At 62.7% G+C, this 26,014-nt stretch carries 25 protein-coding genes and 2 pseudogenes; 14 read left to right on the top strand and 13 right to left on the bottom strand.

All coding sequences use genetic code 11. The features are described 5' to 3' along the window. Positions 1-92: 92 nt before the first annotated feature. The 7 genes and pseudogenes from KB879_RS38230 to KB879_RS38205 form a co-directional block, all read right to left on the bottom strand. Positions 93-446, bottom strand: a complete 354-nt coding sequence (locus KB879_RS38230; RefSeq protein WP_013958725.1) for a DUF4387 domain-containing protein — start codon at positions 444-446, stop codon at positions 93-95. Between the two features lie 28 nt (positions 447-474). Beyond that, entirely contained in the window at positions 475-1,836 is a 1,362-nt protein-coding gene (locus KB879_RS38225) for an acyclic terpene utilization AtuA family protein (RefSeq protein WP_211983089.1), read from the bottom strand. A gap of 204 nt (positions 1,837-2,040) precedes the next feature. After that, positions 2,041-3,066, bottom strand: a complete 1,026-nt coding sequence (locus KB879_RS38220; protein WP_211983087.1) for a sigma-54-dependent Fis family transcriptional regulator — start codon at positions 3,064-3,066, stop codon at positions 2,041-2,043. 145 nt (positions 3,067-3,211) lie between these two features. Beyond that, entirely contained in the window at positions 3,212-3,430 is a 219-nt protein-coding gene (locus KB879_RS38215) for a helix-turn-helix transcriptional regulator (RefSeq protein WP_051591465.1), read from the bottom strand. 200 nt (positions 3,431-3,630) lie between these two features. Further along, on the bottom strand, positions 3,631-4,782 hold the full coding sequence (locus tag KB879_RS38210) for an ATP-binding protein (RefSeq protein WP_211983085.1): 1,152 nt from the start codon (positions 4,780-4,782) through the stop codon (positions 3,631-3,633). A 264-nt stretch (positions 4,783-5,046) separates the two neighbouring features. Next, a pseudogene (locus KB879_RS40020) lies at positions 5,047-5,297 on the bottom strand (H-NS histone family protein). Then, the gene (locus KB879_RS38205) at positions 5,281-6,075 is read right to left on the bottom strand and encodes a hypothetical protein (RefSeq protein ID WP_249221554.1); all 795 of its coding nucleotides are present in this window, start codon (positions 6,073-6,075) and stop codon (positions 5,281-5,283) included. Before KB879_RS38205 ends, KB879_RS40020 begins: the two are co-directional and overlap by 17 nt. A gap of 53 nt (positions 6,076-6,128) precedes the next feature. Here KB879_RS38205 and KB879_RS38200 point away from each other — a divergent pair, with 53 nt between their 5' ends. From KB879_RS38200 to KB879_RS38150, 11 genes and pseudogenes are all read left to right on the top strand, one after another. Then, positions 6,129-6,902 (top strand): integrase/recombinase, encoded by a 774-nt coding sequence (locus KB879_RS38200; RefSeq protein ID WP_211983083.1) that lies wholly within the window; start codon positions 6,129-6,131, stop codon positions 6,900-6,902. A gap of 393 nt (positions 6,903-7,295) precedes the next feature. Beyond that, on the top strand, positions 7,296-8,207 hold the full coding sequence (locus tag KB879_RS38195) for a TauD/TfdA family dioxygenase (RefSeq protein ID WP_211983081.1): 912 nt from the start codon (positions 7,296-7,298) through the stop codon (positions 8,205-8,207). Between the two features lie 9 nt (positions 8,208-8,216). Further along, on the top strand, positions 8,217-8,777 hold the full coding sequence (locus tag KB879_RS38190) for an alpha/beta hydrolase (RefSeq protein ID WP_211983079.1): 561 nt from the start codon (positions 8,217-8,219) through the stop codon (positions 8,775-8,777). Between the two features lie 875 nt (positions 8,778-9,652). Then, a complete protein-coding gene (locus KB879_RS38185) occupies positions 9,653-10,924 on the top strand; it encodes an MFS transporter (RefSeq protein WP_371827482.1) in 1,272 nt (423 codons plus the stop codon). A gap of 193 nt (positions 10,925-11,117) precedes the next feature. Next, complete coding sequence (locus KB879_RS38180) at positions 11,118-12,128, top strand: NAD(P)-dependent alcohol dehydrogenase (RefSeq protein ID WP_211983075.1); 1,011 nt, start codon at positions 11,118-11,120, stop codon at positions 12,126-12,128. A gap of 68 nt (positions 12,129-12,196) precedes the next feature. Continuing rightward, positions 12,197-12,403: a hypothetical protein gene (locus tag KB879_RS38175; RefSeq protein WP_211983073.1), complete on the top strand. Its 207-nt coding sequence runs from the start codon at positions 12,197-12,199 to the stop codon at positions 12,401-12,403. Then, entirely contained in the window at positions 12,396-12,611 is a 216-nt protein-coding gene (locus tag KB879_RS40690; RefSeq protein ID WP_211983070.1) for an alpha/beta hydrolase, read from the top strand. The genes KB879_RS38175 and KB879_RS40690 overlap by 8 nt, the downstream gene beginning before the upstream one ends. 4 nt (positions 12,612-12,615) lie before the next feature. Then, positions 12,616-13,317 (top strand): DsbA family protein, encoded by a 702-nt coding sequence (locus KB879_RS38165; RefSeq protein WP_249221425.1) that lies wholly within the window; start codon positions 12,616-12,618, stop codon positions 13,315-13,317. After that, positions 13,310-13,639 carry a Rieske (2Fe-2S) protein gene (locus KB879_RS38160; protein ID WP_080569622.1) on the top strand — a complete coding sequence of 110 codons (330 nt, stop codon included), beginning with the start codon at positions 13,310-13,312 and terminating at the stop codon, positions 13,637-13,639. The genes KB879_RS38165 and KB879_RS38160 overlap by 8 nt, the downstream gene beginning before the upstream one ends. A gap of 47 nt (positions 13,640-13,686) precedes the next feature. Then, positions 13,687-14,487 (top strand): SDR family NAD(P)-dependent oxidoreductase, encoded by an 801-nt coding sequence (locus tag KB879_RS38155; protein ID WP_049800696.1) that lies wholly within the window; start codon positions 13,687-13,689, stop codon positions 14,485-14,487. 420 nt (positions 14,488-14,907) lie between these two features. After that, positions 14,908-15,816: pseudogene (locus KB879_RS38150) on the top strand (quinone oxidoreductase); the annotation flags it as partial. Positions 15,817-16,165: 349 nt separating this feature from the next. On the opposite strand, the gene KB879_RS38145 reads toward KB879_RS38150, so the two are convergent. Together KB879_RS38145 and glaH are read right to left on the bottom strand one after the other, a co-directional pair. Beyond that, positions 16,166-17,440 carry an alpha-hydroxy acid oxidase gene (locus KB879_RS38145; RefSeq protein ID WP_211983066.1) on the bottom strand — a complete coding sequence of 425 codons (1,275 nt, stop codon included), beginning with the start codon at positions 17,438-17,440 and terminating at the stop codon, positions 16,166-16,168. A 63-nt stretch (positions 17,441-17,503) separates the two neighbouring features. Further along, a complete protein-coding gene (glaH, locus tag KB879_RS38140; protein ID WP_211983064.1) occupies positions 17,504-18,433 on the bottom strand; it encodes a glutarate dioxygenase GlaH in 930 nt (309 codons plus the stop codon). 51 nt (positions 18,434-18,484) lie between these two features. On the opposite strand from glaH, the gene KB879_RS38135 reads away from it, so the two are divergent. Next, on the top strand, positions 18,485-19,441 hold the full coding sequence (locus tag KB879_RS38135) for a LysR family transcriptional regulator (RefSeq protein WP_249221424.1): 957 nt from the start codon (positions 18,485-18,487) through the stop codon (positions 19,439-19,441). A gap of 651 nt (positions 19,442-20,092) precedes the next feature. Here KB879_RS38135 and KB879_RS38130 read toward each other — a convergent pair. From KB879_RS38130 to KB879_RS38115, 4 genes are all read right to left on the bottom strand, one after another. Next, positions 20,093-20,896 (bottom strand): TauD/TfdA family dioxygenase, encoded by an 804-nt coding sequence (locus KB879_RS38130; protein WP_211983062.1) that lies wholly within the window; start codon positions 20,894-20,896, stop codon positions 20,093-20,095. Further along, positions 20,893-21,930: a zinc-binding dehydrogenase gene (locus KB879_RS38125; RefSeq protein ID WP_211983060.1), complete on the bottom strand. Its 1,038-nt coding sequence runs from the start codon at positions 21,928-21,930 to the stop codon at positions 20,893-20,895. Before KB879_RS38125 ends, KB879_RS38130 begins: the two co-directional genes overlap by 4 nt. Before the next feature lie 34 nt (positions 21,931-21,964). After that, positions 21,965-22,939: a tripartite tricarboxylate transporter substrate binding protein gene (locus KB879_RS38120; RefSeq protein WP_211983057.1), complete on the bottom strand. Its 975-nt coding sequence runs from the start codon at positions 22,937-22,939 to the stop codon at positions 21,965-21,967. 184 nt (positions 22,940-23,123) lie between these two features. Beyond that, positions 23,124-24,185: a 3-keto-5-aminohexanoate cleavage protein gene (locus KB879_RS38115; protein WP_211983055.1), complete on the bottom strand. Its 1,062-nt coding sequence runs from the start codon at positions 24,183-24,185 to the stop codon at positions 23,124-23,126. 141 nt (positions 24,186-24,326) lie between these two features. On the opposite strand from KB879_RS38115, the gene KB879_RS38110 reads away from it, so the two are divergent. Then, complete coding sequence (locus tag KB879_RS38110; RefSeq protein ID WP_211983053.1) at positions 24,327-25,379, top strand: AraC family transcriptional regulator; 1,053 nt, start codon at positions 24,327-24,329, stop codon at positions 25,377-25,379. Between the two features lie 67 nt (positions 25,380-25,446). Beyond that, complete coding sequence (locus KB879_RS38105) at positions 25,447-25,977, top strand: carboxymuconolactone decarboxylase family protein (protein WP_211983051.1); 531 nt, start codon at positions 25,447-25,449, stop codon at positions 25,975-25,977. Positions 25,978-26,014 lie beyond the last annotated feature (37 nt).

Here is a 26,014-nt window from a genome sequence, read left to right as displayed (position 1 = left end):
ACTGCGGAAGCCGCAATGCGAAACGGTGCGCACTTCCGGGCATCTGGCCGCGGCCGGCCCTTGGGGGCGGGCCGCGGTAAGGTGCACTCGTATCAGGCTGGGATCTCGAGTTCCAGCAACGGCGCGTACTGCTGCGCGCCGAAGATGTCGCCATCGCCCGCGCTGCCGCTCGGACGCTTGCGGTACATCGTGAACTTGATCGCGAAGGCCGGATCGTATTCGACGAAGTCGGAGATGCGCTCCACCGGAACATGGAACAGCGCGGCCATGCTTTCTCGGCTCAGCACGCGGGACCGCTTGACGCGTTCATATTGCGCTGCCTCGCGGAAAATAACGTCGAAGGTGATCTTGTTGACCCCGGCGTTCTTGCTGCGGATGGTCTTGGCCAGCTCGTGCAGCTTCTGGGTCGGCGCCAGGCTGGGTGCGGATGGATTGGCAGTGGTCATGATGGGCTTCCTAAGGAACGGTGGCGCGTCAGACGCCGGCCTCTACGAGATGCGTGGGAAACAGCGCTAGCGGATCGTGCACCTCCACAGTGTGATTTAGCGTCCAACGATAGGCCGAGCTGGCGTGCAGTACCTCGTCGAGCGGAAACGACACCGAGCCGGCGGTGCCTTTGACGTCCGGCAAGCGCGCATAGAACATCTGGCGAAGGCCAATCATCGCCACCTCTTCTGCCATCTCGCGGGTGGGCGCCACCCCCTGCACCATGACGCACAGCTCATGGCCGGGGCGGTCGCGCAGCGGCTCCAGTTCGCCCATCACGCCATCGCGCCCATAGACGTTGTAGTGGAGCTCATAGCCGGTCTCGCCGAAGCGCGCGCGCACCTGATCTTTGGCCCAGGCGATCACGCGGTCCACGTTGGCGATCGTGTACGGATCACGGATGCCGCACAGCCCCACATAACGCTCGCCGACTTTGCCCGACCCCTCCAGCTTGACGCGGATGACCTCGTCGGGCTCAAAGCGGGAGCCGGTGATGCGGGTGGTGCGCGGATCCACCTGTTCGTAGTGGCATTGGCTCATGTCGAGCCTGCCGCCCGCGACGAATTCCTCGACCGGGTTCGAGCGTTCATACATCGCGTGCCCGGCCACCGACGCGACGGTGCAGCGCTGCTCCGGATGCATCGCGGTGACGCGCACGGCGTCGCGTGAGATCTCGCCCAGCACCGTCTCCTTGCCACCGTAGGGCTCGGCGCAGAACGAGGCGCATTCGAGCACCTTGCCCAGATAGTAGGCATGATCGGCGGCGAACCCGTGGTGCAGAGCCGGCGCTGCGAACACCGCTGCGTCGGAGCTGCGCCCGCCGATGATCACGTCCGCACCTTGGGCCAGCAATTCGAGATAGGGATGCACGCCAGCCATTGCCACGATGCGGTCGGTGCCGTCCAACTCCGACAGCGTCAGGTCGGCAAAGCCGTCCAGCCCGCGGATTGTCTCGCCCGCGCCGAGCTTTTCACGCAACAGCGACTTGGGCACCTCGGAGTAGAAGTAGCCGATGCGAAAGCGCTTCAGCCCGTGCTTCTGCGCAAGCTCACGGATGATGTTCACGTAGAGGTCGACCCGGCTGTTGGTACCGGTATCGCCGGCCGAGCCGATGATCATCGGCACGCCCAGCCGCCGAGATGCCAGCAGCATGTGCTCAAGGTCGTGGCGCTGCCACGCCTCGGGGCTGGTCGACGTATCCGAGCCCAGCGGCACCGGGCCCACGTCATCGCTGCCCGAATCGGCCGCGATATAGTCCGGCCCGGCGGCCACACCGATCTCAAAGCTGCCCGTGCGCAAGGGAGCAAAGCCGAGATGGCCATTGGGGCAAATGATCTTCAGCGACTGCATTCAACGTTCTCCAGTTAGGTGACGCTTCCTTAAAGCGGGTCACACGACACATACTGAGCAGAAGCTGTGCCAGGAGAACGGGTTGATTTTTTCCCTTTTAAATCAATGACCAACAATCGACACCTCTGGGAATCGCGTGACTAGCACGCGTATATGCGGCGGCCCGCGTGAGATGCACACTACGGCGCGTGATTTTCACGCGAATCAGTTCGAGGCTAGTCCCAACTTGATCATCTGGTGCCGCAGAGCGTGGCGGCTTAGGCCGAGGCGCTGCGCAGCCCGCGCGACATTGCCGTTGCAGGCGGCCAGGGTCTGCTCGATGAGTTCTGCCTGAAAGCGGGCCGTGGCAGAGTAGTAATCCAAGCCGTCATCCGTCGCTGCAGTTGCTAGCGACGCGTTGACTTCGACAACGGTTGCCGCTGCGTCAGCCGGGTCTGCCGCCGCCGCCGCCATTACTCCCACTGCCCGGAGGATGCGTGCGGGCAGATGCACAGGAAGCACGCAATCGCCCTGCTCCAGCAGGCAGATCCGCTCGAGCAGATTCTCAAGCTCGCGCACATTGCCCGGCCAAGGGTACGCGCGGAATATCCGCTCGACCTCCGGGTCCAACTGCTCCATCCGACTGCCGTACTGGAGGTTGTAGCGATGCAGCGCGCTATGCGCGAGCAGCAGGATGTCGTCGCCGCGCTCTCGCAGGGGCGGAATATTGATCGCGATTACCTGTAGCCGGTAGTACAGGTCTTCGCGGAACTTGCCGGCATTGACCTCGCTAAGCAGGATCTTGTTGGTGGCGGCGATGAAGCGAACATCCACGCTGATGGGCTTGACCGCGCCAACGCGACGGAAGCGCCGGGTATCTAGCAGTGTCAGCAGCTTGGACTGCATCACCAGATCCAGCTCGCGCACCTCGTCGAGAAAGACGGTGCCGCCATTTCCGGCCTCGATTAACCCCTCTTTCTTCCCGACCGCGCCGGTGAAGGCGCCGCGTTCGTGGCCAAACAGTTCCGATTCAAGCAATTGCGCCGGAATCGCCGCGCAATTGATATCGATGAATTCTGCCCTGGCGCGGCTCGATTGCTGGTGCAGCATGCGAGCCACCAAGCTCTTGCCAGTACCGGTTTCTCCATACAACAACACTATGCGCGCTTGGCTCGCTGCCACGCGTGCGATCAGGTCGCGCAGAGCGGCGATCGACGGATGGTCTCCGACAAGTTGCAAGGGTGCATTCATCGCGACGCACCCAAGTAGCCGACCGCACCAAAATAGTCCGACATATCGTAGCCCATGAATTGTTGATTTACCGGATTTGCGAGTGCCGTGTGTGAGAGGCCAAAAACGGTTAGCCAAGATGGCTCGCGGGCGGCGCATCTTGTTGTCATGGCTGTTCCCATGCAGCCAACTCGCCGGTCTCGAGCGCATGAGCCGCTGCCTGTTCGAGCCAAGGCGCATGAGTCTTGGGAACGACCAGCATCGTCAAACCTAGTCCGTCCATCACACGCAGGGCGTGCTCGAGATTGACGCCCTTGCCGTTCTCCAGCTTGGACAGCATGCCAATGGAGACACCGCAATGCCTCGCCGCCTGGTCAATGGGCATCCCTTCCCCTGCGCGGGTGGCTCTGGTTGATGGCATTGGAAAGTCCGGATCTCAGCAAATCATCATGCTGCGCTCAAAGCACGCTCACCCCCATCTGAAGCAAGCTGTCGTCCTCGGGGTAATCGCCCTTTTGCTGCATGTATGGACTCGACGCCTGCGGTCGTACGTTGAATGATTGGGCGCGGGCTCAAGCGATAGGGCTATCTAGGAACATCGTCGAGCATCCCGGCGCTGGCCATGAGCGTTGCCAGGCCGGTCTCCTCGAGCGCATAGACCCCACGGGCTGCGCGCCATACAAGCGCCTTCTCCTGCAGCGCCGCAAGCGCTTGCTGAGCGCCAGATACGTCGATCTTAGCGTCGACATTGGGTGATGTCGCTTGCAACACAGCGTTGTACGACTCAATGGTCGCGGCTTCGAATGGCGCAAATTTCTCACCGCGGACCGCCATGACGCGAAGAACCGTCGATTGCGGTAGCGTCAAATTATGCACCACTCGCAATTGCTCGCGCTCGCTCTCTGCGATCTGCTCGTCGATGGCCTCGGCGAAGCGCGTGCTTACCTGATCCGGCGGCAACCCAAACTCAAAGCGTACCGCATCCGCTGCGGCCCCGAGTAGCTCAGGACGGAAGGAAGCGCGCTTAAAGAGTTCGTAGACTCGGGCAGGGTCAAGGGGGGCGCCGAGGTTCAGCCGATGGCAGAACCACTGCACGTAATCCATGCCGAGGGTGGGAAAATTAATGAGCGGCGCGCCCATGAAAGCCTGATCGCGACCGGCACGCAGCATCGCCAACTTGTCGCGGTTAGAGCCTGTGGCCACGACACGAAGGCCGAAATGGCGGCTGCTATTGAGCTCGTCCCTCGCAGCTTTAAGCGCAAACAACGCATCGTTGCCCTTTTCGCTCGCGATAGCTTGCTGTGCTTCATCGATGACCAATGCGATCGGGCGCTTCACCTCGTCAGACAATTCGGCCAGCGCGGTCGACAATGAAATGCCATCGCCAAGACCGATGCGATCCTGCGAAAACGAAAGTCCCCCCACGGCGACCTTCTCCATGCCAACAGATCGCGCGAGTCGGGTAATGACGCCCTCGTGCTTCGCCAGTTCTGCGCGCACCATGTGCACGATGGTTTCGCCAGGATCTGCGCTCCGGTCTTCCCACAGATCAACGTAAAGAACCAGCGCGCCTTCCTTTTCGAGCGCCGGCCGCAGATCCTCTCGCAGGAACGTTGACTTGCCCGTGCGCCGCGGAGCCGCCAAAAACAGCCCCGAACTTGAAGCGGATGTCGGCGACACTTCCAAAACCTTCGTGGCGAGGTTGGCTGCAAGCTCCTCGCGCCGGAAGAATTCCATGTTGCTTTCTCTGCTCTATTATCAACTATAGGAAATTATAGACAATTATAGAGCTGCTATCTGATGAATCTTCCTCGCCGCTACAATACATCACCAAGATAGGTTTGATGCACATCTTTGGCGGTGTTGTGGTGGCGCAGCCTCCTTCCTATCGGGCTTCACGGTACTTCGGGCAAAATCTCTGGCAGCGAGCAACTGGAGTCCGCTGCTGTACCGCACGCTGGCCTTCGACGCCCCCGCGTGGCCAGCGCGCTCTCCTCTCTCTTATACCCGGTAAAACTCCGCGCTCCGCCCCGCATTGGCCGCCCGCCGCAGCCAGTCCGGCATCTCGCCGGCCCCGTCCCAGCTCGGCCCGCGGCGTTGCGGTAACAGACCACCGGCGGCGGCGCTGGCGGGGGTGGGGGCGGCGGATCAAAGCACCCTGCCTCCCGCAGTTCCTCCATGGTCAGGTCGTAGTCGGCCATCTGGCCCTGGATCCAGCGGATCGCCGCCGCCCGCTCAATTTTTACTGTCATCGTTTTGGTTGTCGTTGCGGTCGCTGCTGTCGCTGCCATCTTCCGGGTTCGAGCCGGTCGGCGCCCCGTGCTCGTCGGCCGGCTTTTCGTCTGGTGCTTCGCTATCGGTCGATGCCGGGCCGCCGGATTTGTGCCGCCGTTCCCCCTCGCGCGGCAGGCGCAGTTCTGCCAGCAGCTGGCGCGCCAGCACGGCTTCCGCCTCGGCGCGCTCGGCCCGGCGCTGTGCTGCCGCCAGTTCCGTCTGCGCCGCGTCCCGCTCGCCGGCGGCCTGGCGCTGCGCCGCCTCGGCGGCCGCGAGCCGCTCGTTGAGCCGCTCCGCGAGCGCCGCCGCCTGGGCTTCGAGTCGGGCCCGGACCTCGGCCTGCGCGACTGCGGAGTCGCGGGCCTCCTGCCGTGCCGCTGCCAGTTCGCCGCGCAACTCTTCGGTGGCGCGCTCGCTCTTCTTGCGCGCGGTGCGCTCCGCATCCAGTCCGCGTAGTGCCCGCCGCTCGCTGGCCTCGGCCCGTTCCTGGGCAATGGTCACCTGCTCGCGGGCGCGTTCCAGCTCGGTCGAGAATTGGGTACGCAGCTCCGTCAGCTGGCGGCCCGCCGCCTTTTCTGCCCGCCCCGCTTCCAGCCGGGCCTGGGTGGCGGCGTGCGCCTGCCGCTTGCTGCCCTTGCGCACCAGGCTGTAGAGCTTGTTGGCGGTAGGCGTGACGCCATAGCGGAAGAACAGCAGGCCGCAGACCTCGCGATACAGCGCGCGGGTCTCGGAGAAGCGCCCGCGCAGTTCGGCCAGGTCGGCCTGCAGCGCGGCGCCGGTCAGAGCTCCCGATCACCCCCCTGGAAAGCTTGGCGGCCCCGCTGCCCAGCCCGCTCGAACGCCTGCAGCTGCCGCCGGCGCTCTCCGGCGCCGCCGGCAGCAAGAAGCTCGGCCGCGGCCACCGCGACTGGCGCCCCTTTGCCGGGCCCCTGTCGCCGGCCAGCGTGCGGCACGCGCTGGTTATTCTGAATGCCCTCTTCGCCTGGCTGACCGAAGCCGGCAATCTGGCCGGCAATCCGCTCGCGCTGGCGCGCCGCCGGCGCGCGCCGAACCGGCCGCGCATCACGCGCTACCTCAGTCACGACTTGTGGGACGCGGTCAAAGAGACCGTCGCGGCGATGCCGGTCGCGACCGAGCGTGAACGCCTGTACCCGGCGCGCTGCCGCTGGGTGCTGACGGTGCTCTACCCGGGCGGGTTGCGGGCCGCCGAGGTGACGGGCACCCCCATGGGGACGTTCTGGACCCGCACCTCAGGGGTTCTTCACTTCTCGACCCACTTACTGCGACAGAGCCTCTTTTCGCACCGGGTGGAACTTGGCGCAGCATTCAATGGCATCGTATTTTTCCAGAGTCACCTGCAAACGCCCCTCTCCACCTATTCCAGCCTGGATCAGTATGCACGGCAGTATGTCGAGTCGGTCAGCGCGCGCAGCGGGCAGACGGCGGACGAGAAAGTGCGTCAAATGATTGTCGCGTTGATGCCCTCGGGGGAATGTTCCCTCGCCCGTATTGCTGGCCTGCTCGGCGTGGATGTACGGACCATCCGGCGCCGGCTCGGGGCACGTCGTACAACGAGCTTCTGAACGAGGTACGCAAGGATCTGGTGGTGCGATACGTGAGTGAGGTGTCGCGCAAGCATGCGGAAATTGCGTTGCTCCTTGGTTTCAGCGGCCCCAGCTCATTCTCGCGCTGGTTCAGGCACGAGTTTGGGTACAAGATCCAGGACTGGACCGGCGGCAGCGCGCCCTCTGTCTGAGCAGCCGCCCCCCCCCGAGCATTCTGCTCGGCGTGTCAGTTCGGAACGGCAGAGCCGGCAGGGAGGTCTGCACCGCGTCGCGATCCGCGAGGGTGCCAGTCACATCGGGCAACTGACATAGAATGATAAATGCCTGTCACGTATTGACAAGCGGGAGAAACTCGCGACGCCCAAACTCTCAATGATCGATCGGCCTAATCGACAATAGGAGACAGGGTTCATGATTCAGCGCCTCAAAGCGGCACCCGCGGTGGTCCGCGCAACCTCTCTGGGCAATTCGATCCAGGTCGAGCAAGTCACTTGCACGATCGGTGCGGAGCTCAGCAACGTCAACCTCGGTGCGGCTGCCGAAGACGACCAACAGATGGCGGAAATCCGTGCCCTGCTCCTGAAGCATCGCGTGCTGTTCTTCCGCGACCAGGACATCACGCGCGCGCAGCACGTGGCCTTTGCACGCCGCTTTGGCGAGCTGGAGGACCATCCGGTGGTGGGCAGCCATCCCGATTACCCGGGACTGGTTCAGATCTACAAAACCCCGGACAGTCCTCCCGATCGTAACGAGAATTCCTGGCATACCGATGCCACCTGGCGCGAAAAGCCACCGCTAGGCTGCGTGCTGCGCTGTATCGAGTGCCCGCCCGTGGGCGGCGACACGATGTGGGTCAACATGGTCGAGGCCTATAACCAGTTGCCCGAGGAGATCAAGACGAAGATCGCCGCATTACGCGCGCGCCACGGCATCGAGGCGAGCTTCGGTGCCGCCATGCCGATCGAAAAGCGTCTTGCACTGAAGGCTCAGTTCCCGGACGCCGAGCATCCCGTTGTGCGCACCCATCCCGAAACCGGAGAGAAAGTGCTGTTCGTCAATGGAAGTTTTACGACGCACTTCACCAATTACAACGTGCCGGCCAACGTGCGCTTCGGCATCGACAAGGCGCCGGGTGCCGCCAATTTGCTTAGCTACCTGGTCAGCCAGGCCACCATCCCCGAATACCAGGTGCGTTTTCGCTGGAAGAAAAACAGTGTTGCGTTCTGGGACAACCGTTCGACCCAGCACTACGCAGTGATGGATTACCCCCCGTGCCACCGAAAGATGGAGCGCACCGCCATCATCGGTGACGCACCTTATTGAAAGACCGATATGACCGCTACGGCACCGACCGTTCTCATCGTCCCTGGCCTGCGTGACCATGTGCCGGAACACTGGCAGACCCTGCTGGCGGCGAAGCTGCCTCGCGTCGTTAGCGTCGCCCCGCTTGAGCAAGACAAGCTGAGTTGCGCGGCCCGCGTCGACGCGATCGACCGCGCCCTGGCCACCATCGAGGGGCCAGTGATCATCGTGGCGCACAGCGCTGGCGCGATGATGGTCGCCCATTGGACGGCCCGGGGCGCCACCCGCGAGATCCTCGGCGCACTGCTTGCAGCACCGGCGGACCTCGAGACGCCCATGCCGCTAGGCTACCCCACAACCGACACACTGAGCGACCACGGCTGGCTGCCGATCCCGCGCGGGCCATTGCCGTTTCCGAGCATCGTTGCGGCAAGCAGCAACGATCCGCTGACGCGTCTCGATCGCGCCCGCGACCTGGCGCAGGCGTGGGGCAGTCGCTTCGTCGAACTCGGCGAAGTCGGGCATCTGAATCCCGCTTCAGGCTATGGCGAATGGCCCCGGGCCGAAGCCTTCATTCGCGAACTCTCCTGACCGCACCACGGCCGATTGCCATCGGCCGGGAAGACGCAACGAGCACGATCCGCATGACTGCCTGACGGACGTGCCGTAACGGTAGACACCCGGTCGGGTGACTACCGTAGCGCCGGCGACTGGCGCACACGCTGAAACAATATCGCGATGTCAGCCCGGAAAACCGGGACTGGTATCCAACCAGCTCTTTCTCTTATGGAAGGGCTTCCATAGTCACCAGGCATGGCTCCTTGTAGGGGTGATGCTCACACGCAGCGCCCGTCACGTCGAGCCATATGCGTACCTGCACCGCTTGCTCACCGAGCCGCCGCAGCGTGCGCGTTGCGGACGCCTGCTCTATCTTGCAATTCCCCTATCCGCGTTATCCGGCAACAAGCCGCGCTGCAACATTACGGGTAAGAACCGGTTCCTCGAGGTGTGTTGAATTTGGCACTAGGTGATCCAGTGCTCCCTGCGCCAGCGGATGACTGTCATAAAAGGCCAAGTTCATGGCGTGCAAGGTAAAGCGGGATGTCGCGCCAGGCTAGATGATCCGATGCAAGAGTCCCATATCAGGGATCGTGTCGCCGAACGTGATGCAACCTTACTCGTCGGCCGCGATCTGTTCACGCACCTGCCTGGAGGTTGCCCGCCTTTTTCTGCGCAAGCAGACCTGTGATGCTTGTTCCGCAACTGTGCGCCGATGCATGGCGAAATCGAGACGATAAGCCATGGCGCGGCAGCTGGCATCAGCGACCACGGCCTCTCATGACCACTGCCAGCCCTGTCTGAAGGCCTTGCCTCACACGGGTCACACGACAACTGGCGGCACTACTAGTCATGAGTTTCAAGAATCATTAGAGGAGACAGAATTGAGCACGTATACAAGTAACGCGATGCCGGCTGAGCCGGCTGCGGCTACCACTGGCGCCCGCCCCTACGCGTGGGTGGTATTTTCATTGATGTTCTGCCTGTTACTGTCTGACTACATGTCGCGGCAGGCGATCAATGCCTTGTTTCCGCTCTTGAAGGTGCAGTGGCAGATTTCCGATACACAGCTCGGCTCGATTAGCAGCGTGGTGCCGTTGATGGTCGGCGTACTGACCCTCCCGTTCTCCATACTCGCCGACCGCTGGGGACGCGTCAAAAGCATTGCCCTAATGGTTTCGGTGTGGAGTGTTGCCACGCTCGGGTGCGCTATCGCCGCTAACTACCACGAGATGTTCGTCGCGCGCTTGTTCGTTGGCGTCGGCGAGGCTGCCTACGGCAGTGTCGGATTCGCTATGCTTGTGAGCATCTTTCCAAAGCATATGCGGTCCACCATTGCCGGCGGCTTTACATCTGCCGCTGCTTTTGGGTCCGTGCTCGGTGTCTCGCTTTCCGGCCTCATTGCGACGCACTTGGGCTGGCGCTGGTCGATGGCTCTGATGGCGATCATTGGCTTTGTGCTGGTGATCATTTACTGCTCCGTGGTTACGGAAAAAAAACTCGCAAGTGTCCGACCGGACAATGGGAACAGAACTCCGGCATACGGGCATGTGAAACTGACACCGCGTGCGTTCTTCTCTGGCCTGTTTCCGTCCCCTTCTGTCTTTTGTGCGTACCTCGGCTGCGCCCTGCAGATCTTCGTCCAGGGCACTCTTTTCGTGTGGCTGCCCAGCTACCTGAACCGCTACTGGGGCATGCCGGTCAGCGAGGCGGCCGTACTGGCTGCCGGCCTTGTCCTTGTCAGCGGCCTGGGCCAACTCCTGTGCGGTGTGATGACCGATCGGATCAGCGGGGATTCGTTGCTCAAGAGGTGGAACATGGCCATTGGCTATTGCCTCGTGCTAGGCACGCTGCTGGCGATCGCGTTACGCATGCCACAGGGCAATCTGCAACTCGCGCTCCTTGCACCCGGGGTGTTCTTCCTAGCCAGCTCGTTCGGCACTTGTAGCGCGATCATTGCCGGTGCCACACCGCCAGCCATTCATGGCTCGGCATTTGCCACCCTGACGTTGTTCAACAACATACTGGGCCTCGCAGCAGGCCCATTTATCACCGGCATGGCAGCGGACGCGGTAGGTCTTCAGGTCGCCTTGCGATGGCTACCGCTCGCGGCAGTTCTTCCCTTCACCGTGTTCCTCATTGGCAGATGGTGTTACCTCGCGGAAACGCGACGCGGCTGAGCGCACTGCCCGCGTGTCACCTGCAGGAGAGCGACCTGACGATCGGCGAGGTCGCGCGCCTGATGGGACCTTCAAGCCAGAACAGTTTCGGCCATTGGTTCCGTGCTGCTTTTGGCTGCACCATGACGCAATAGTGCAGGCAGCCGGCCGATCATTCTCGCCAACGTGACAATGCCCTCAGGAGGGAACGCCCTTGACCGTATCGAAAGCCATCTATCTGGAGCCACCCGGAGGGCTCGACCGCCTGGTCCCGGGGACGGTAGAAACCCGCCCGCCCGGCCCCGCTGAGATCACGGTGCGCATCCATGCAAGCTCGCTGAACTATCACGACTTCGGTGTCGTCAGCCGCGGGGTGGGGCCTGTGCGGCGCATCCCGATGTCAGATGGTGCGGGGGTCGTCACCGAAGTGGGTGCGGGGGTGAAGGAGTTCTCGGCCGGCGACTATGTGGTCAGCACGTTCTTCCCGACGTGGCTGGACGGTGAGCCGAGCCTGTCCGACTTCGCCACGGTTCCCGGCGACGGTATCGACGGCTTTGCGCGCGAAACCGTGACACTGCCCGTGACGGCTTTCACGCATGCGCCGGCTGCCTACAGCCATGCGGAAGCGGCGACGCTGACGACCGCGGGGCTGACTGCCTGGCGGGCACTGTTTGTCGATGGCGCGCTGAAGCCCGGAGAGACCGTGCTGATCCTGGGAACGGGCGGTGTCTCGGTGTTCGCCCTCCAGTTTGCCAAGGCGGCAGGTGCCACCGTGATCGCGACGTCAGGCTCGGGCGACAAGCTTGCGCGCCTGCGCAGTCTGGGCGCGGACCATGTGATCAACTATCGCGACGACCCACGGTGGGGCCATACGGTACTCACGCTGACCGGCGGCGCCGGCGCGGATCACGTTATTGAAGTCGGTGGCGCGGCAACGCTGGAGCAGTCCGTTACCGCCGCGCGCACGGGAGGGCACGTGGCGATCATCGGCGTCTTGTCGGGCGCGGATTCGCCGTTCAATGTCAGGCAGATCCTGCGCAAGCAGCTACGCATTACCGGCCTGCTGGTGGGCAGCCGGCGCCACCAGCTCGACATGGTGCGGGCGCTGGATGCCACCGGCATCCGTCCCATTATTGACCGGCACTTTCCGCTGGACGAGATCGCCGACGCTTTCCGCTACCAGGCGGCGCAGAGGCACTTCGGCAAGATTGTGCTGAGCATCTGATGCCTGGGCGAGCGGACAGGCCAAGGCCCCGGCCGCCGCCACACTCGACGGTCGCGCGTATCGCTGCGATGACGGCCCTCAACCGCCAACGTGACAACGCCGTCTACGGTGGCTGGTCGATTCCTGCAACGTCACGACGACGTCAATATATTGATGTCGACACCAAAAATGCGACTGCTATGATCGGGCTCACGATAGCACGAGGCGGCGTCCAGAACGATCTGCAAGTCTGGACGAAGATCGCCAACGACGCGGGGATCAGGATCGATGAATAAGATGTGTCGCGCGCGGCATCGCGGCCTGCCTGGGACAAAGCCGCCATTTCTCAGCCTGATAGCAGCCAGCCGTCACGGAGCCCTGGCCAGGTTCGGACGGCGCATTCAATTGGCGGGGGACCGGGGTGCTCCGCTTGTCGGCCTTGGGCATGTCGGTCACTTCGACCTTGCATCCGAATACGGCCCCTGGCCGACCACTAAGGAATGATTGCGTGAATTGCTCTGAACTTTCGGGTGCGGTCCCTGCCCCTGCACCGTCGCAAACTCTGCGCGTTGATTTTTACCTTGACCTGATTTGCCCCTGGTGCTGGATTGGGTTGCGAAATCTGCGTTCGGCATGGGCAAGCCTGCGGCAGCAGCACCCCGGATTGGCGCTGGAGACGGTATGTCATGCCAATGCACTGCTGCCGCAGATTCCTGCCCAAGGCATTCCCTACCAGGCATTTTATGAGGCACGGCTTGGTGGCCAACGGGCAGTGGCGATGCGCCGCGCACAGATTCGCGCCGTGGCAGAATCGGTTGACCTGTCGTTGAACTTCGAAAGCATCGCGACCTTTCCGAATTCGTCGCTGGCATGTGCCTTGGTCAATGCGGCCCAGTCCAGGCTGATGCCGGAGGCCATGTACCAGTTGGTAGAGTCCATCTACTGCGCTTTCTTCTCTCAAGGGCAAGACATCGGTTCAGCGCAGACACTGCAGGCCCTGGCTCAAGCGTCTGGGTTCAGTTGGGACGCCAGGGCGTCCTCTGCGCTCCAGTCCTCAATGGGCGCCTACCCTGCAGAAGGGGTTCCTCATCTCGTCTTCAATGGGCAGTGGCCGGTCACTGGCGCCGTACCGGCCAGCGAGTTGGTTCGCGTCATGCAGCAAGCCGTGGTGACCGGGCGTTTGCACAGCGAGTGCAAATCCAATGCCTGATCCCGGATGGATTCTGCTCGGGCCTCCGGAGTCACTGGCTCCAGGCGCCCGCAAACTGGTCTTCTTGCCAGACGGTCAATCGGCAATCGTGCTCAACCTTGGCGGCCAATTCTTTGCCATGGAAAACAGTTGCCCCCATGCCGGAGCCTCCCTGGCAGGAGGTTCGTGTGTGGAGCACATGATCAGCTGCCCTGCACACGGCTTGCGATTTGACATTCGCAACGGCCAGTGCACCGCATCTCCGAGCTTGCGTATCCGCACCTATGAAGTCGTGATGGAGGACAAGCAACTTTGGCTACGCCCGCCAGGGCTCAATTGCTGAGAGTTCCCTGAAACAGGGCGACTGCTTCCGCAGTGACATGAGAAGGAATGAAGATGAGCAATGGCTTTGACACGGAGTTTTTCGCCGAGCGCTTCGGCCTGCGCGGACTGACGGCAATCGTTACCGGCGCTGGCTCGGGACTCGGGCGGCAGGCGGCAAGGACGCTGGCCGCCACCGGCGCGCATATCGCCCTGCTGGGCAGGCGGCCGGAGCCGCTGCAGGAAACTGCAAAACTGATCGCACAAGCCGGCGGTACAGCGCGGGCCGTTCCCGTCGATGTTGCCGACCAGGAAGCCGTGCGGCTTGCCTTGGATGACATCCAGCAAAGCATGCCGCCGCTATGGGCGCTTGTGAACAATGCGGGCGTCGGCGGGCGCGCGGCGCTGTTCGACGTGGACGAGAAGATGTTCGACCGGGTATTCGACGTGAACACGAAGGCCGCGTTGCTGATGTCTACCGCCTTCGCACGCCGGCTCATCGACAGGCAGTTGCCGGGACGCATCATCAACATATGCTCCCTGGCCGCGCAGACGCACTCGCCGCACCTGGGCATCTACGGCTCCAGCAAGGCAGCGCTGGAGCACTTGACCCGCACGATGGCCCATGAATGGGCGTGCCACGGCATCAACGTCAACGCCATCAGTCCCGGCTACATCGAGACTGACATCAACCGCGCCATGTTCCAGAGCCCCGCGGGCAGGAAGATCGTCGAGGGCCTGCCTCGCCGGCGCCTCGGCACGCCCGAGGCGCTCGATGGCGCGCTGCTGACGCTCGCTTCGCCGGCCAGCGCATTCATGACTGGCTCGACGCTCGTCGTCGATGATGGGCAAGGCTTCAGCATCTGCTAAGTCCGGTCTCTCCGGCCATTTCGTGACGCTGCAATCGAAGCGGTCGCTGAGCCATCTGGAGAAGGTGCTGAGAGAGGCGAACCGCCGTGGCGTGCCCGACCCACTCTCACTTCGTCATCAATGCGCCTGCTTTGGTAGTCGATGGTCCAGTGCTCCTGCGCCAGCCGATGACTGTCATAAAAGGGAAAGCTCAATGCGTGCAAGGTAAAGTGGGAAGTGGCGCCAGGCCAGATGATTCAATCGTCGCAAAGGACAGCCGTTCCCGCTCAAGCATCCCTGCTACCCGGGAGAGGCCACAGGCGGCTTGAGCAAGCCGCATGTGGCAATTTTTCTATCGCCTGACCAGCTTGACGCGACATGGATTTGTCCCTTGGCGAGCCGCGGGCGTATTGTGATAGTTGATACCGAACAGGAGACAACAAACCGGGCCCGGGAGAGGTCCGCGTCCGTCACGTGGCCGTAGGACTGAACTTTGCTGACACATACTTCCGCAGCGGTACTTATCCGGTCCCGCTGCCCAGCGGCATCGGTAACGAAGCCGCAGGCCTGATCGAGGCCGTCGGGGCCGGCGTTACCCACCTGGCGGTCGGCGACCGCGTAACCTATACGGGCTTCACCAACACGCTCGGCGCCTATAGCACCGAACGCCTAATCTCCGCCGCGCCGCTGATCAAGCTGCCGCCGGCAATCAGTTGCGAAGTTGCCGCGGCGATGACCATGCGGGGCTTGTCAGCCTCCTACCTGATGCGCCGGATCTACCCGTTCAAGGCGGGCGACACGATTCTGCTGCATGCGGCAGCTGGCGGCGTCGGCCTGATCGTCTCGCAGTGGGCGAAGCTGCTGGGCCTGACGGTGATCGGCACGGTCTCGAGCGAGGCAAAGGCGGAAGTGGCGCGCGCCCATGGCTGCGATCACACGATCAACTACAGCCATGAGGACGTGGCCAAGCGCGTGCGGGAACTGACGGATGGCGTGGGCGTGTCCGTGGTCTTCGATAGCGTGGGCAAGGACACCTTCATGGCCTCGCTCGACTCCCTCAAGCGACGCGGCCTGCTGGTTTGCGTGGGGTTCGCCTCCGGTCCGGTCACGGGTTTCGATCCGGCAATTCTGGCCCGCAAAGGCTCGCTATTCCTGACGCGCCCGGGCTTGGCCGACTATATCGCCGATCCTGCCGAGAAGGCGGAACTGGTCGGCGAGCTGTTCGGCCACGTGGCGGCTGGCCGCATCCACATCGAGATCAATCAGCGCTATGCGCTGGAGGATGCCGTACAGGCACACCGTGACCTCGAGGCTCGCAAGACCACCGGATCATCCATTTTTGTGATTTGAGCGCTCCCCCTCCTGGGGGAACCGGAGCCGTCAGGCCTGGCCGGCAAGACGGCTCCCGGTGATTTGGCAGTCGGGCCAGGTTGTTCGGGACCCGCTGTCGGTAGCGCTCTGCGTTGTACGCGGCGCGGGGATCCGCATATTCCACGCCATCGCGCAATGTGCTGACATGGCTGCGCCCTTGCGCACGCTTCCGGTTGGTGGCGCGCTGCATTACGGCACAGATCAGGAGATCAAAGGGTGTCGGCAGTCATTGATCGCCGACAACCTTGTTTTTTAAGCTTCCGCGATTCCGATAGGCAGCAAGGCCGGTCAGAATGTCGCGCACACCCGCGCATTGGACCGGGTTGGCTTACCCCGACGTAACTCGGCCGGTTCCGTGGCCCTGGACGATGACGGTATCGTTCACGCCTGCGATCGTCGTCGCGCCAAGCATGGCCATGTTGCGATCGACCTCATCGCGCAACAGCGTGATGGCGTGGCGAATGCCTTCGGCTCCCCCAATGGCCGCAGCGTAAACAAAGGGCCGCCCTAGGAAGACAAAGCGGGCTCCCAGTGCCAACGCCTTCAGAACATCACTGCCTCGCCGGATACCGCTGTCCATCATCACGGTTATCTTATGCGCGACTGCCTCACAGATCTCCGGCAGGACAGCAAGCGGTTCCACGGCGCCGTCCAACTGGCGCCCACCGTGATTCGAGACAATGATGCCGTCGGCGCCCAGGGCGACAGCGCGTTCGGCATCGGACGTATGCAAAATGCCCTTGATGACGAGGTTGCCGCGCCATCTTTTCCGGATTCGCTCGATATCCGTCCAGTTCAGGTGATCCCGCCCCGTCGTATCGCGAATTGCGGAGGCCGACAAGATCGGTGCGCCGCGAGATGCAAAAGAATTCTCAAAATGCGGCATCCCACTCGAAATAAGCGTCCTGGCGAACGTCCCGGCCAGCCAACGCGGCCGGGACACGCCATCGAATGCCAGACGCACAGATGGTCGCAGAGGCAAGGAGAAGCCAGTACGGACGTTATTCTCCCGGTTGGCCCAAACGGGAATATCAACCGTCAGGACAAGCGTTTTGAACCCGGCCGCTTCAATCCGGTCAATCAGCGCGTCCCTGCGTGTGGCCTCACCTGGCAGGTACGCCTGGAACCACGTGCCCGGCGCGGCCGCGTGAACGGTTTCCATCGGAATCAGGGACGTACCGCTCATGATTGCGGGTATCTGCTCTTCCCGTGCCGTTTGGGCGAGGACCACATCGCCGCGGTAAGCGGCAATCGCACTGATTCCGACGGGCGCCACGCCAAAGGGAGCAGCGTAACTTTGCCCGAAGATCTCGGTCGCTTGCGACCTTCCCGATACGTCGACAAGGACTTTTGGACGAAACCTGACCTCGTCGAAAGCGGTCCTGTTCGCGGCAAGCGACTTTTCATCCTCCGCAGCGCCGGCAATATAGCCAAAGATGGGGCGCGGAAGCACCCGCTTTGCCGCGACCTCAAAATCGGCAAGCGAGAGGATCGGCCGCAGTCGTCGAGGAAGCTGACGGTTGACGCCATAGGCAGGCTTGGCAGGTGTTCCGGCGCCCGGAACGGCCTGGCTTCTTGCAACTTCGGTTTGAGATGTCATCATGATTTGAAGCTTCTATCAGGCCCAACCGCTGTCACTGTCAGCCACGCCGGATCACATTGATAATTAGGCGAACGTGCCTCGCTGGCGCATCAGTTCACGGAAGAGGGCCTCACTCTGCTCGAACGGCGCACGCCCGTGGAGGTAGAAGTAGTTGTTCAGGACAACCAGGTCGCCGACGGGCAGCGACACTTCCCTGGTTCCCGGCGAAGCCTCCATGGAGGCCGACAGGTCGTTCAGGAATGCAGCCTCCTCGCGATTGCGAGGCTGTACAAACTGATCGATGAAGGACATCGACAACCCAAACTCGTTCTGGAAGAAGAGCGGGCGCTCGACCTTGTCGCTGACATTCTTGGACCCCGGCGCCTTGTAGAGGAAAGGCTGCGTCCCGAGACGGTGACTGACAAAGCGGTCACGCCCTTCCCAATCGTCCAGATGCAGGAACCGGGACTCGCCGCCAACTGCATTCTGTTCTGCAAACTTCATCATCAACAGCCAGTCCGTCGCTTCGGTAACGAAGGTGCCGTCGGTGTGCATCGTGAAGAGCCGATAGGCCTGGCGCAAATAGGAGTCGCTATTGTCCATATGCTTGACCACGAAGCGCGCATAGTAAGTGCCCGACATCGAATCGTGGTTGCTGGGGCCCAGCAGGTGCCCGATGGCAGTGCCGAAGCGAACGAAATCGTCGGCGTCCGTCGTCATTCCCTGGAGGCCTACCGTAAAGCCACCGTGCTGCCGGTCCTTCACAATCTTGTTGATGGTTGTAGCGAAGTCCTCCCCGACATGCTTCGCGAGCACGTCCGCGAGTTCATAGCGCATGAAGGGGACATACTCCAGGTTCTGGACATCGACCTTGCGTACGTCATGCAGGAACCCAAGAAGAGCATCGCGCTCAACGGTCACATGCAGGATGCGATGGTGATCAGGGTGGGCAGACAACTGGAAGCGACACTCATCTTGGCTGGCAAGCACTGCAGCGGGAAGCGGGGCATTCATCGATAGCTCTCAGGGATGTGGTACGGCGCTATTTCATCTGGATTCTTTGATATGATCCAGATAGAAGTGTGTAATATTTGTTCCGAAATCGAGATTAAAACGATGATCGACGTTCGCCAGCTGCAGTGCTTTCTCGCCGTGGCGGAAGAACTTCACTTTGCGAAGGCGGCAGATCGCCTGGGTGTCGCACAGTCAGGGCTCAGCACCCAGATCCAGCGCCTTGAGCAGGATTTGGGAGTCACGCTGCTGAACCGAAACAAAAGGAAGCCGGTGTCACTTACCGACGCGGGGCACCTGTTCCAGGCCGAGGCTGTCGCTGCATTGCGACACATTGAGCGCGCCGACCAGGTGGGACGCCTGGCTGCCCGAGGACTGGCCGGCGTCATCCGTGTCGGCTATGTGGCATCTGGCGCAAGCAGCGGCCTGTTGTCCATGATGCTGAGCGAGTTTCGGAAATCACACGAAATGGTCCGGATCGAAGTCGTGCCAATGGAAACGCCAAGGCAGCTTGAAGCGCTCAGCGATGGCCAGATTGATGTGGGAATTGTCAGGCCCAGGCGGCTCTATCCGGCTGGCGTGGTCACCAAAGTCGTACAGACCGAACGTCTGCTGGCTGCCATGACAGAAAGCCATCCCCTTGCAAGGCGAACGACAATTCCAGCGCGCGCGCTGGCAGATCAATCGTTCATCGTCCCTCAGTTTGCAGACGAGGAAGGATTCGGGTCCGCGTTATCCGCCCTGGGCGAAGTCGGAGGGTTCACGCCGCATCTAGAATATCGGGTCCAGGATTTCATCTCGGCAATTTGCCTTGCGTCTGCGGGATACGGAGTGGCCGTCGTGCCTGAGTCAATGCAGAACTTCTCCCAGCCAGGAATCTTCTACGCACAGATCTCTGACTTTAAATTCTCAGTGCAACTGGTGCTGGCTCACAGGCGTCGGGAAATATCCCCAGCAGTACGCGCATTTGTGCAACTCGGAACTCAGATGTTCAATGGCCGGGCGTCCTAGCCTCGCCATTTGCACCAGCGCCTGAATAAGGAGGACGAACCCTGCCGGATACCTGGCCACCACAAGGAGAGAAAATGGAAGACAACAGCGACGACCTGCGCATCGTTCTACATGCGCCCACCGTCGCCGCGCTAGCCCGGGCGCGTAGACTCGCCCCAAGCGACCGTTAGCATTGTCGTGAATTCCGAGGCCGTGGAGGCCGCGCTGGACGTGCCGGATTCCGCTTCCGACGCCCTCGCCCTGGTCTGTCCCAACACGCTGACCAAGATCGGCCGGGAGGCGCGAGCGCCACTTACCGTCGGCCTGCCAGCAGCAGCGTCGGATTGGGCTGCCTAAGCCTGAACACCGCGGTTGGGCGTGGGGCCAAGCCAGCGAGGACACCGCGCACGAACCTGCCGGCAGGCATTGCCAAGGTTCCCAAGCGGCTGCACGCTGATTCGCAAGAACCTCTGCCTGCAAGGACTCTATCTGCCGGGGTTGCCCTACGAGATACGCTGGATAGCGCAGGAGGAATTGTCACGCTGGATGCTTGACGTCCCGGATGCCATCCACGCGGTCGACTCGGCCTCGAGCGCCTTAACCAAAAGGCGAAACCGGCTGCCTGGGGTTTTGCTGACCCAAAGCAGCCGCGCCGCCAGGCAAAGACCCTTTTCAAGCGGGCACTTCGCCCTCCAGGGTGACTCGGTTCAAAAGGCGCTCCTGGTTGCCGTAGTCGTGGACCGCATAGTGCATGGTGCACCGGTTGTCCCACATCAGCGCATCGCCGACGCGCCACATGTGGCGGTAGATGTTGTCCGGCTGCGTGCTGTGCTCATACAGGAAGTTCAGCAAGGGCCTGGCTTCGGCCTCCGTCATGCCCTCGATGCCTATCACGTTGTCCGGATGCCCGATGTAGAGCGCCTTGCGGCCGGTCTCCGGATGCGTGCGCACCATCGGATGCACGGCGCAGGGCGCATCGGACTCGCACACGCCTTGGGAGCGGGCCAGCCGCACGGCGCGGAATTGGACGCGCAGGCCTTGCAGCATGCGTCGCATTACGGGAGTCAGCCTCTCGTAGGCGAGGTATTGGTTGCACCACATCGTGTCGCCACCCACCGGCACCACCTGCGCGCTGAGCATGGTGATCTTGGGCGGCACGGGCGTGTGCGGCGCATCGTAGTGCCAGGCCTCGGTCGAAATGAGCTCCTTCGGCACCGTTCGGATCTGGACCACTTCAGGATACTCATCGAGCCGCAGCTTGGACAGCAAGGCCGGAACGACCGGCTCGCCCCAGTGACGGATGAAATCCAGCTGAGCCGCGGGCTTGAGCGACTGGTCGCGGAACACTAGTACGCAGTGCTGCAGGAATGCCTTGCTCAGTTGCTCGAACAGTTCGCCGGTCAAGGGCTCCGAGAGCGAGATGCCTTCGATCGAGGCACCGATCGAGCCGGTGAGTGGTGTGATGTCTATGTTCATGCAAGCTCCTTCGTCGCAGTCTGCGACATGGTGATTGGCGCGACGGCCGCCATCACGCTCTTGTGGACGGCCAGGACGATCTTTCCGAAGTGCTGGTTGGTTGCCATGTAGGCGTGGGCCTCCGCGATGTCGTCGAGTGCGAACAGGCGGTCGACCGGCATCTTGAGGCGACCCTCGCGCAGCAGCGGCAGCACATCGCGCGCGCACGCTTCGATCAAGGCGAGCCGCTCTTCCTCGGTACGGGTGCGGAAGGTGGTCCCGACCACCTTCAGGCGATTGACCCACATGTGCTTGATGTCGACCTGGGCGGTATCGACGCCGCTCATCCGCGCGATGATAACTAGCCGGCCGCGCACGGCCAGGCATTTCAGGTTGGTGTCAAACACCGCGCCGCCCAGCGAGTCGATGATCACGTCCACGCCGCGGCCGTCGGTGGCGTCCTTCACGGCCTGCACGGTATCCGGCTGCGAGACATCGATGGTGTGGGTCGCGCCGTATTCACGCAGCCGCGCCAGCTTGGCCGCCGAACGCGAGATGGCGATGACCTGGCTGGCGCCGAGTTGGGCGGCCAGCTGGACGGCGGCCAGTCCCATGCCACCGGTGGCGGCATTCACCAGCACGGATTGTCCGGCACGGAACTCGCCATTGGTGACCAGCGCGTCGTGCGCGCTGATGAACACATTGGGGAATGCGGCCGCCTCGACCCAGGACAGCGTGGCCGGGATCGGGATCAGCGCGCGCGCCTCGGCTAGCACATACTCGGACTGGCCGCCCCAGCCGTGGCCGGCGACGCGGTCGCCTTCACGCACGCCGCGCACATCGGGTCCGACCTGGCTGACAATGCCGGCGAACTCGATGCCGGCCAGTATCGGGCCGCCGCTTTTCGCTTCACCCACCCGGACCAATTCGCCCCGGTTCAGGCCCGAGGCCATCACCTGCACTACCACTTGGCCGGGACCGGCCGTCGGACGGGGAATCTCCCGGATTTCCAGGTGGCCGCCTTGCGGGCCCGAAATAATCATGGCTGCTTTCATAGCTGAATCATTTCCATCAAGGTTTTGTGAGGTCTTACTGCTTCAGGGTCAACTTGCGGTTCAGCGCATCGAAGTGGTCGTAGTCGGACTGCAGGCGCTGCGCGAATTGCTGCTGCGAATCGGGCATGATCGGCTCGAATCTCAGCTTGGCGACATGGTCACGGAACGGCGCCAGACCGGCGATGCGGCGCGTGACGGCGTAGAGCTTCTCGACAACGGCGGCCGGTACCTTGGGAGATACCACGATGCCCTGCCAGCTACTGAAATCATTGAACTCCGGAAAACCCTGTTCAGCGAAGGTCGGAACCTGCGGCATGCCGGGGTAGCGGGTGGTGCCGGCGATGGCCAGCGCTTTGATCTTGCCGCTCTGCAGATGGGGTCCCGAGGTCACGACGCTGTCCAGATACAGCGTGACCTGATTGGACATCACCGCGAGCAGCGCGGGAGGAGTACCCGAATATGGCACGTGCTGCATGTTCACGCCGAGTTTGAGATTGAGCATCTCACCACCGCGCTGCGCGATCGTTCCGGGGCTCGGGGACGCAAAGCTGCTCTTGTCCGGCGCAGCCTTGAGGTGCCGCACCATGCCGGCCAGGTCATTCGCGGGGTAGTCCTGCGCAACGACCAGCACGTAACGGTACTGGGTGAGCCCCGCCACCGGCCGCACGTCCTTCATCGGGTCGTAGGGGGGCTTCATGACGTGCGGTATTTCGGTGAGCACGTTCGAGCTGGTGTACAGGATGACGTGGCCGTCGGCAGGCGCGTTTAGCATGGCCTGCACTCCGATGGAGCCCCCCGCGCCCGCCTTGTTTTCAACGATGACAGGTTGGCCAACTTCCTTGGACAAATAGCTGGCAAAGATGCGAGCCGGCGCGTCCATGTTCCCGCCGGCAGGCGCGGGGACGATGATCTTGATGGCCCGATCGGGCCAGGCCTGGGCCAGCGATGAGCAGGCCAGCAACAACGCGCCGAGCGCGAAACGACAAGACGCAAGGCTAGCAGCTTTCATGGATATCTCCTCGGTTCTCTTTTTCACACGACGGGGTGTTCTGCGGACGATTTAATTCCAGGCATCGACGCGTCCTGCGCCAGTTCGCGGACCAGTTCGTTCGCTGTAGGCTGACCAGTGGCCCGGTGCCTCGTCACGCAGACCGGGAACCAGCAGCAGTGTGCTTCGGACTTTCATGCGTCGCTCATCGCGCCACCTTGCGTTCCGCCAGTGCCGGCCTGATCGGACGACGTGTGGTGGGATAACGCAACTCGGCGAGCGTCTGCTCGGTCGTCTGGTACTGCGTGCCGATCTTGAAGATTGCGCGCGCCTCCTGAGCCGACGCGACGCCCCGTCCCAGTTCGTGCGAGATGCGCACCAGTTGTTCGATCTGCTTCACGCTGGACATCGGCTCGCCGGTGGGGCCCCAGATCGTGTCCTCGATGCCGCAGCGCACGTGCAGGCCCATGGCGATCGCCATGGTGTTGATCGGCAGGGTGGCGCGCATCAGCGATTCCAGCGTGAGCGTCGACCCATCGGGGAGAAGGCGAATGAACTCCATCATGCTGTAGGGGTCCGGGTTGTCGAAGCCGCCGCTGAGCGCGACCCAGTTCACATTGAGCGGCCCCTTGTAGATGCCACGCCGGATCAGACGCTCGAGGGTGACGAGGCCCGACTTCATGGTGATCTGGAAGTGCGGCTGGATGCCGTTGGCCGCCAGCTGGGCGAGGTGTTCGCGCAACCAGGCGGGCCCGGCCGGAACGATCATCTCCTCGTAGGCGTCGTAGACCGCCTTACGCTCGAACGAGGTTCCTGCGCAGTCCTCTGGGGTCATGATCTCCACCGTGTTCATCTGGCCGGTGTTGACGGCCACGGTGACCTGCTCGGGCGTCGGCTTCAGGCGCGCCAGCATGTGACGCGTCTCGTCGCTCAGCCACTCGGCGGGCGCGCCTTCCTCGACCGGTGCGAACGAGATCGAGCCGCCGACCTGGATGATCATGTCGGGCACCGCCTGCTTCAGGCGCGATAGCAGCTCGTTGAAGCGGTCGAGGTTCTTGCAGCCCGAACCATCGTCCTCGCGGGCATGGAAATGGAGCACGGTGGCGCCGGCGTTGTAGCAGTCCACCGCCTTTTGCACCTGCTCCTCGATCGTGACCGGGATGTCAGACGGAAAGTCGCCCGGCTCCCATTGCGGGCCGTACGGAGCAGCGGTGATGACAAGTTTTTCCTGGTTTTCGGGCAGCAGGGCCCCGTCGAGGAAATGCATGGTGTTCTCCTTTGTAGGCTGCGGAGTCTGCGAAGGCAGACCGTGTCCGCGCTTGCAGATATGATGCGGCTCGCCGCCTCGGCAGAATTGATCCGTTGTCGCGTAGAATTGATAAGTAGTAACACGCCAAAACTTTCGAAAATGTCCACTGCCCAGATGCCCCACCTCATCCGAAGTGCCAGCCTGACGGGCTTCGCCGACCTGGCGCAGTCGGCTGGACTCGACCCCTTGGCGATGATGCGCAAGGCGGGCCTGCCGCGCCGGTGTCTCGACGACAGCGAGACCCTGATCGGCATGGAGGCGGTGTGCCGCTTGCTGAACCACTGCGCGCAAGCCTCGGACATGGAGGCGTTCGGCCTCAGGCTCGCCAGCCGCCGCCATATCTGGGAACTCGGCCCTGTCAGCCTCGTGATCAAGCAGGAGAGCACGGCGCTGGGAGCGCTCAAGACGCTGCTGGGCTACAACCGTTTGCTCAGTGACGCCCTGGTGGCGCGGGTGGATGAAGAGGACGACGTTGTCGTCATCCGCGAGGAATTGATACTGGGCAAGTCGGTCCCGACGCGCCAGGCGATGGAGCTGACGGTCGGCGTGATGTTCCAGGTGCTGCGCGACCTTCTGGGCCCCAGATGGGAACCTCGTCAGGTTTGCTTCGCCCATCGGCCGCCACGGGATCTGAGCTTTCATCGTTCCTTCCTCGGCAAGCGCATCGAGTTCAACAGCGCCTTCAACGGAATCGTCTGCGCAGCAAGCGACATGGCCCGTGAGCTGACCTCGACGCAGGCCGGGCTCGGTAGTTTCGCGCGCCGCTTCATGGACTCCGCGCTCAACCAACGCAAACTGGGGTGCAGGGAAACCGTGCGCCACCTGATCGCGGCCTTATTGGGCAGCGGCCGTTGCACGGTCGACAAGGTGGCGCAGCACCTGGGTGTCAGTCGGCAGACCCTGCACCGGCAACTGAGCCTGGAGGGCGAGCAGTTCAAGTCGGTGCTGGATTCCGTCCGCCGCGAGCGGGCGCTAAAGCTGCGTGACGACAGCGACCATCCGCTGGAAGACGCGGCGTCGATGCTCGGCTTCTCCTCAGCCAGCGCCTTTGCGCACTGGTTCCAGGCCAGCTTCGGCACCAGCTTCATCCAATCCAGGCGGGCACGCCAGCGTGAGACAAAAGAACAAGTCCATGTGACCGCTGATCAATAGCTGTCGACCGGCCGATCGTCATAATTTCGATTGTCGCGGGAAACTGCAAACTGAAGGAGGCAAAAGCATGGCACGCATGAGGATGGTCGATACGGACACCGTGGACCCGGAACTGAAGGACGTCTTCGAGAAGATGAGGCAGCAAGGCACTGTGCTGAACGTCTGGCGGATGATGGCCTGGTCCCCGGCGCTCGCCAAGGCCTGGGCGCCTTGCTCGCGCGGCCTTCGCAACGACCTGTCTGTCTCGCGCAAGTTGCGCGAGCTGCTGATCGTGCAGATCGCCTTGCGGCACGAATCTAGGTACGAATACGGACACCACGTGCACATGGCGCGGGCCGAAGGCGTCACGCCGGCGCAGCTGGCCGCATTGCCGAACGGGCGAGATGGCGCGCTGTTCGACGCTGACGAAGCCCTGGTGCTACAGCTCGCGGACGACCTGACGCATGCCAGCGGCGCGAGCGCGGCGACCATGAACGCCTTGCTGGAGCGCTTCGGAGAGAAGCACCTGATGGAGCTGCTCGCGACCGGCGCGTTCTATTGTGCGGTGGCGCGCATCGTAAACTCGCTGGATTGCGAACTCGAACCTGAAGCCTGCTGAGTTGCTCGCCGGCGCGGGCGCAGACGCACGACCCGAG

Source organism: Cupriavidus sp. KK10, from assembly GCF_018223725.1.
GTDB lineage: Bacteria > Pseudomonadota > Gammaproteobacteria > Burkholderiales > Burkholderiaceae > Cupriavidus > Cupriavidus necator.
Note: the sequence above shows the minus strand (reverse complement) of the source record. Positions and strands in the feature narration are given on the sequence as shown.

Coding starts and splice junctions, on each gene's coding strand:
- KB879_RS38185 (WP_371827482.1), top strand. CDS start 9,653: ATGCCGGCTGAGCCGGCTGCGGCTACCACTGGCGCCCGCCCCTACGCG.
- KB879_RS40690 (WP_211983070.1), top strand. CDS start 12,396: ATGAATAAGATGTGTCGCGCGCGGCATCGCGGCCTGCCTGGGACAAAG.
- KB879_RS38130 (WP_211983062.1), bottom strand. CDS start 20,896: ATGAACATAGACATCACACCACTCACCGGCTCGATCGGTGCCTCGATC.
- KB879_RS38105 (WP_211983051.1), top strand. CDS start 25,447: ATGGCACGCATGAGGATGGTCGATACGGACACCGTGGACCCGGAACTG.
- KB879_RS38225 (WP_211983089.1), bottom strand. CDS start 1,836: ATGCAGTCGCTGAAGATCATTTGCCCCAATGGCCATCTCGGCTTTGCT.
- KB879_RS38110 (WP_211983053.1), top strand. CDS start 24,327: ATGTCCACTGCCCAGATGCCCCACCTCATCCGAAGTGCCAGCCTGACG.
- KB879_RS38230 (WP_013958725.1), bottom strand. CDS start 446: ATGACCACTGCCAATCCATCCGCACCCAGCCTGGCGCCGACCCAGAAG.
- KB879_RS38155 (WP_049800696.1), top strand. CDS start 13,687: ATGAAGATGAGCAATGGCTTTGACACGGAGTTTTTCGCCGAGCGCTTC.
- KB879_RS38215 (WP_051591465.1), bottom strand. CDS start 3,430: ATGCCCATTGACCAGGCGGCGAGGCATTGCGGTGTCTCCATTGGCATG.
- KB879_RS38220 (WP_211983087.1), bottom strand. CDS start 3,066: ATGAATGCACCCTTGCAACTTGTCGGAGACCATCCGTCGATCGCCGCT.
- KB879_RS38160 (WP_080569622.1), top strand. CDS start 13,310: ATGCCTGATCCCGGATGGATTCTGCTCGGGCCTCCGGAGTCACTGGCT.
- KB879_RS38115 (WP_211983055.1), bottom strand. CDS start 24,185: ATGCATTTCCTCGACGGGGCCCTGCTGCCCGAAAACCAGGAAAAACTT.
- glaH (WP_211983064.1), bottom strand. CDS start 18,433: ATGAATGCCCCGCTTCCCGCTGCAGTGCTTGCCAGCCAAGATGAGTGT.
- KB879_RS38145 (WP_211983066.1), bottom strand. CDS start 17,440: ATGATGACATCTCAAACCGAAGTTGCAAGAAGCCAGGCCGTTCCGGGC.
- KB879_RS38135 (WP_249221424.1), top strand. CDS start 18,485: ATGATCCAGATAGAAGTGTGTAATATTTGTTCCGAAATCGAGATTAAA.
- KB879_RS38120 (WP_211983057.1), bottom strand. CDS start 22,939: ATGAAAGCTGCTAGCCTTGCGTCTTGTCGTTTCGCGCTCGGCGCGTTG.
- KB879_RS38195 (WP_211983081.1), top strand. CDS start 7,296: ATGATTCAGCGCCTCAAAGCGGCACCCGCGGTGGTCCGCGCAACCTCT.
- KB879_RS38210 (WP_211983085.1), bottom strand. CDS start 4,782: ATGGAATTCTTCCGGCGCGAGGAGCTTGCAGCCAACCTCGCCACGAAG.
- KB879_RS38190 (WP_211983079.1), top strand. CDS start 8,217: ATGACCGCTACGGCACCGACCGTTCTCATCGTCCCTGGCCTGCGTGAC.
- KB879_RS38125 (WP_211983060.1), bottom strand. CDS start 21,930: ATGAAAGCAGCCATGATTATTTCGGGCCCGCAAGGCGGCCACCTGGAA.
- KB879_RS38175 (WP_211983073.1), top strand. CDS start 12,197: ATGACGGCCCTCAACCGCCAACGTGACAACGCCGTCTACGGTGGCTGG.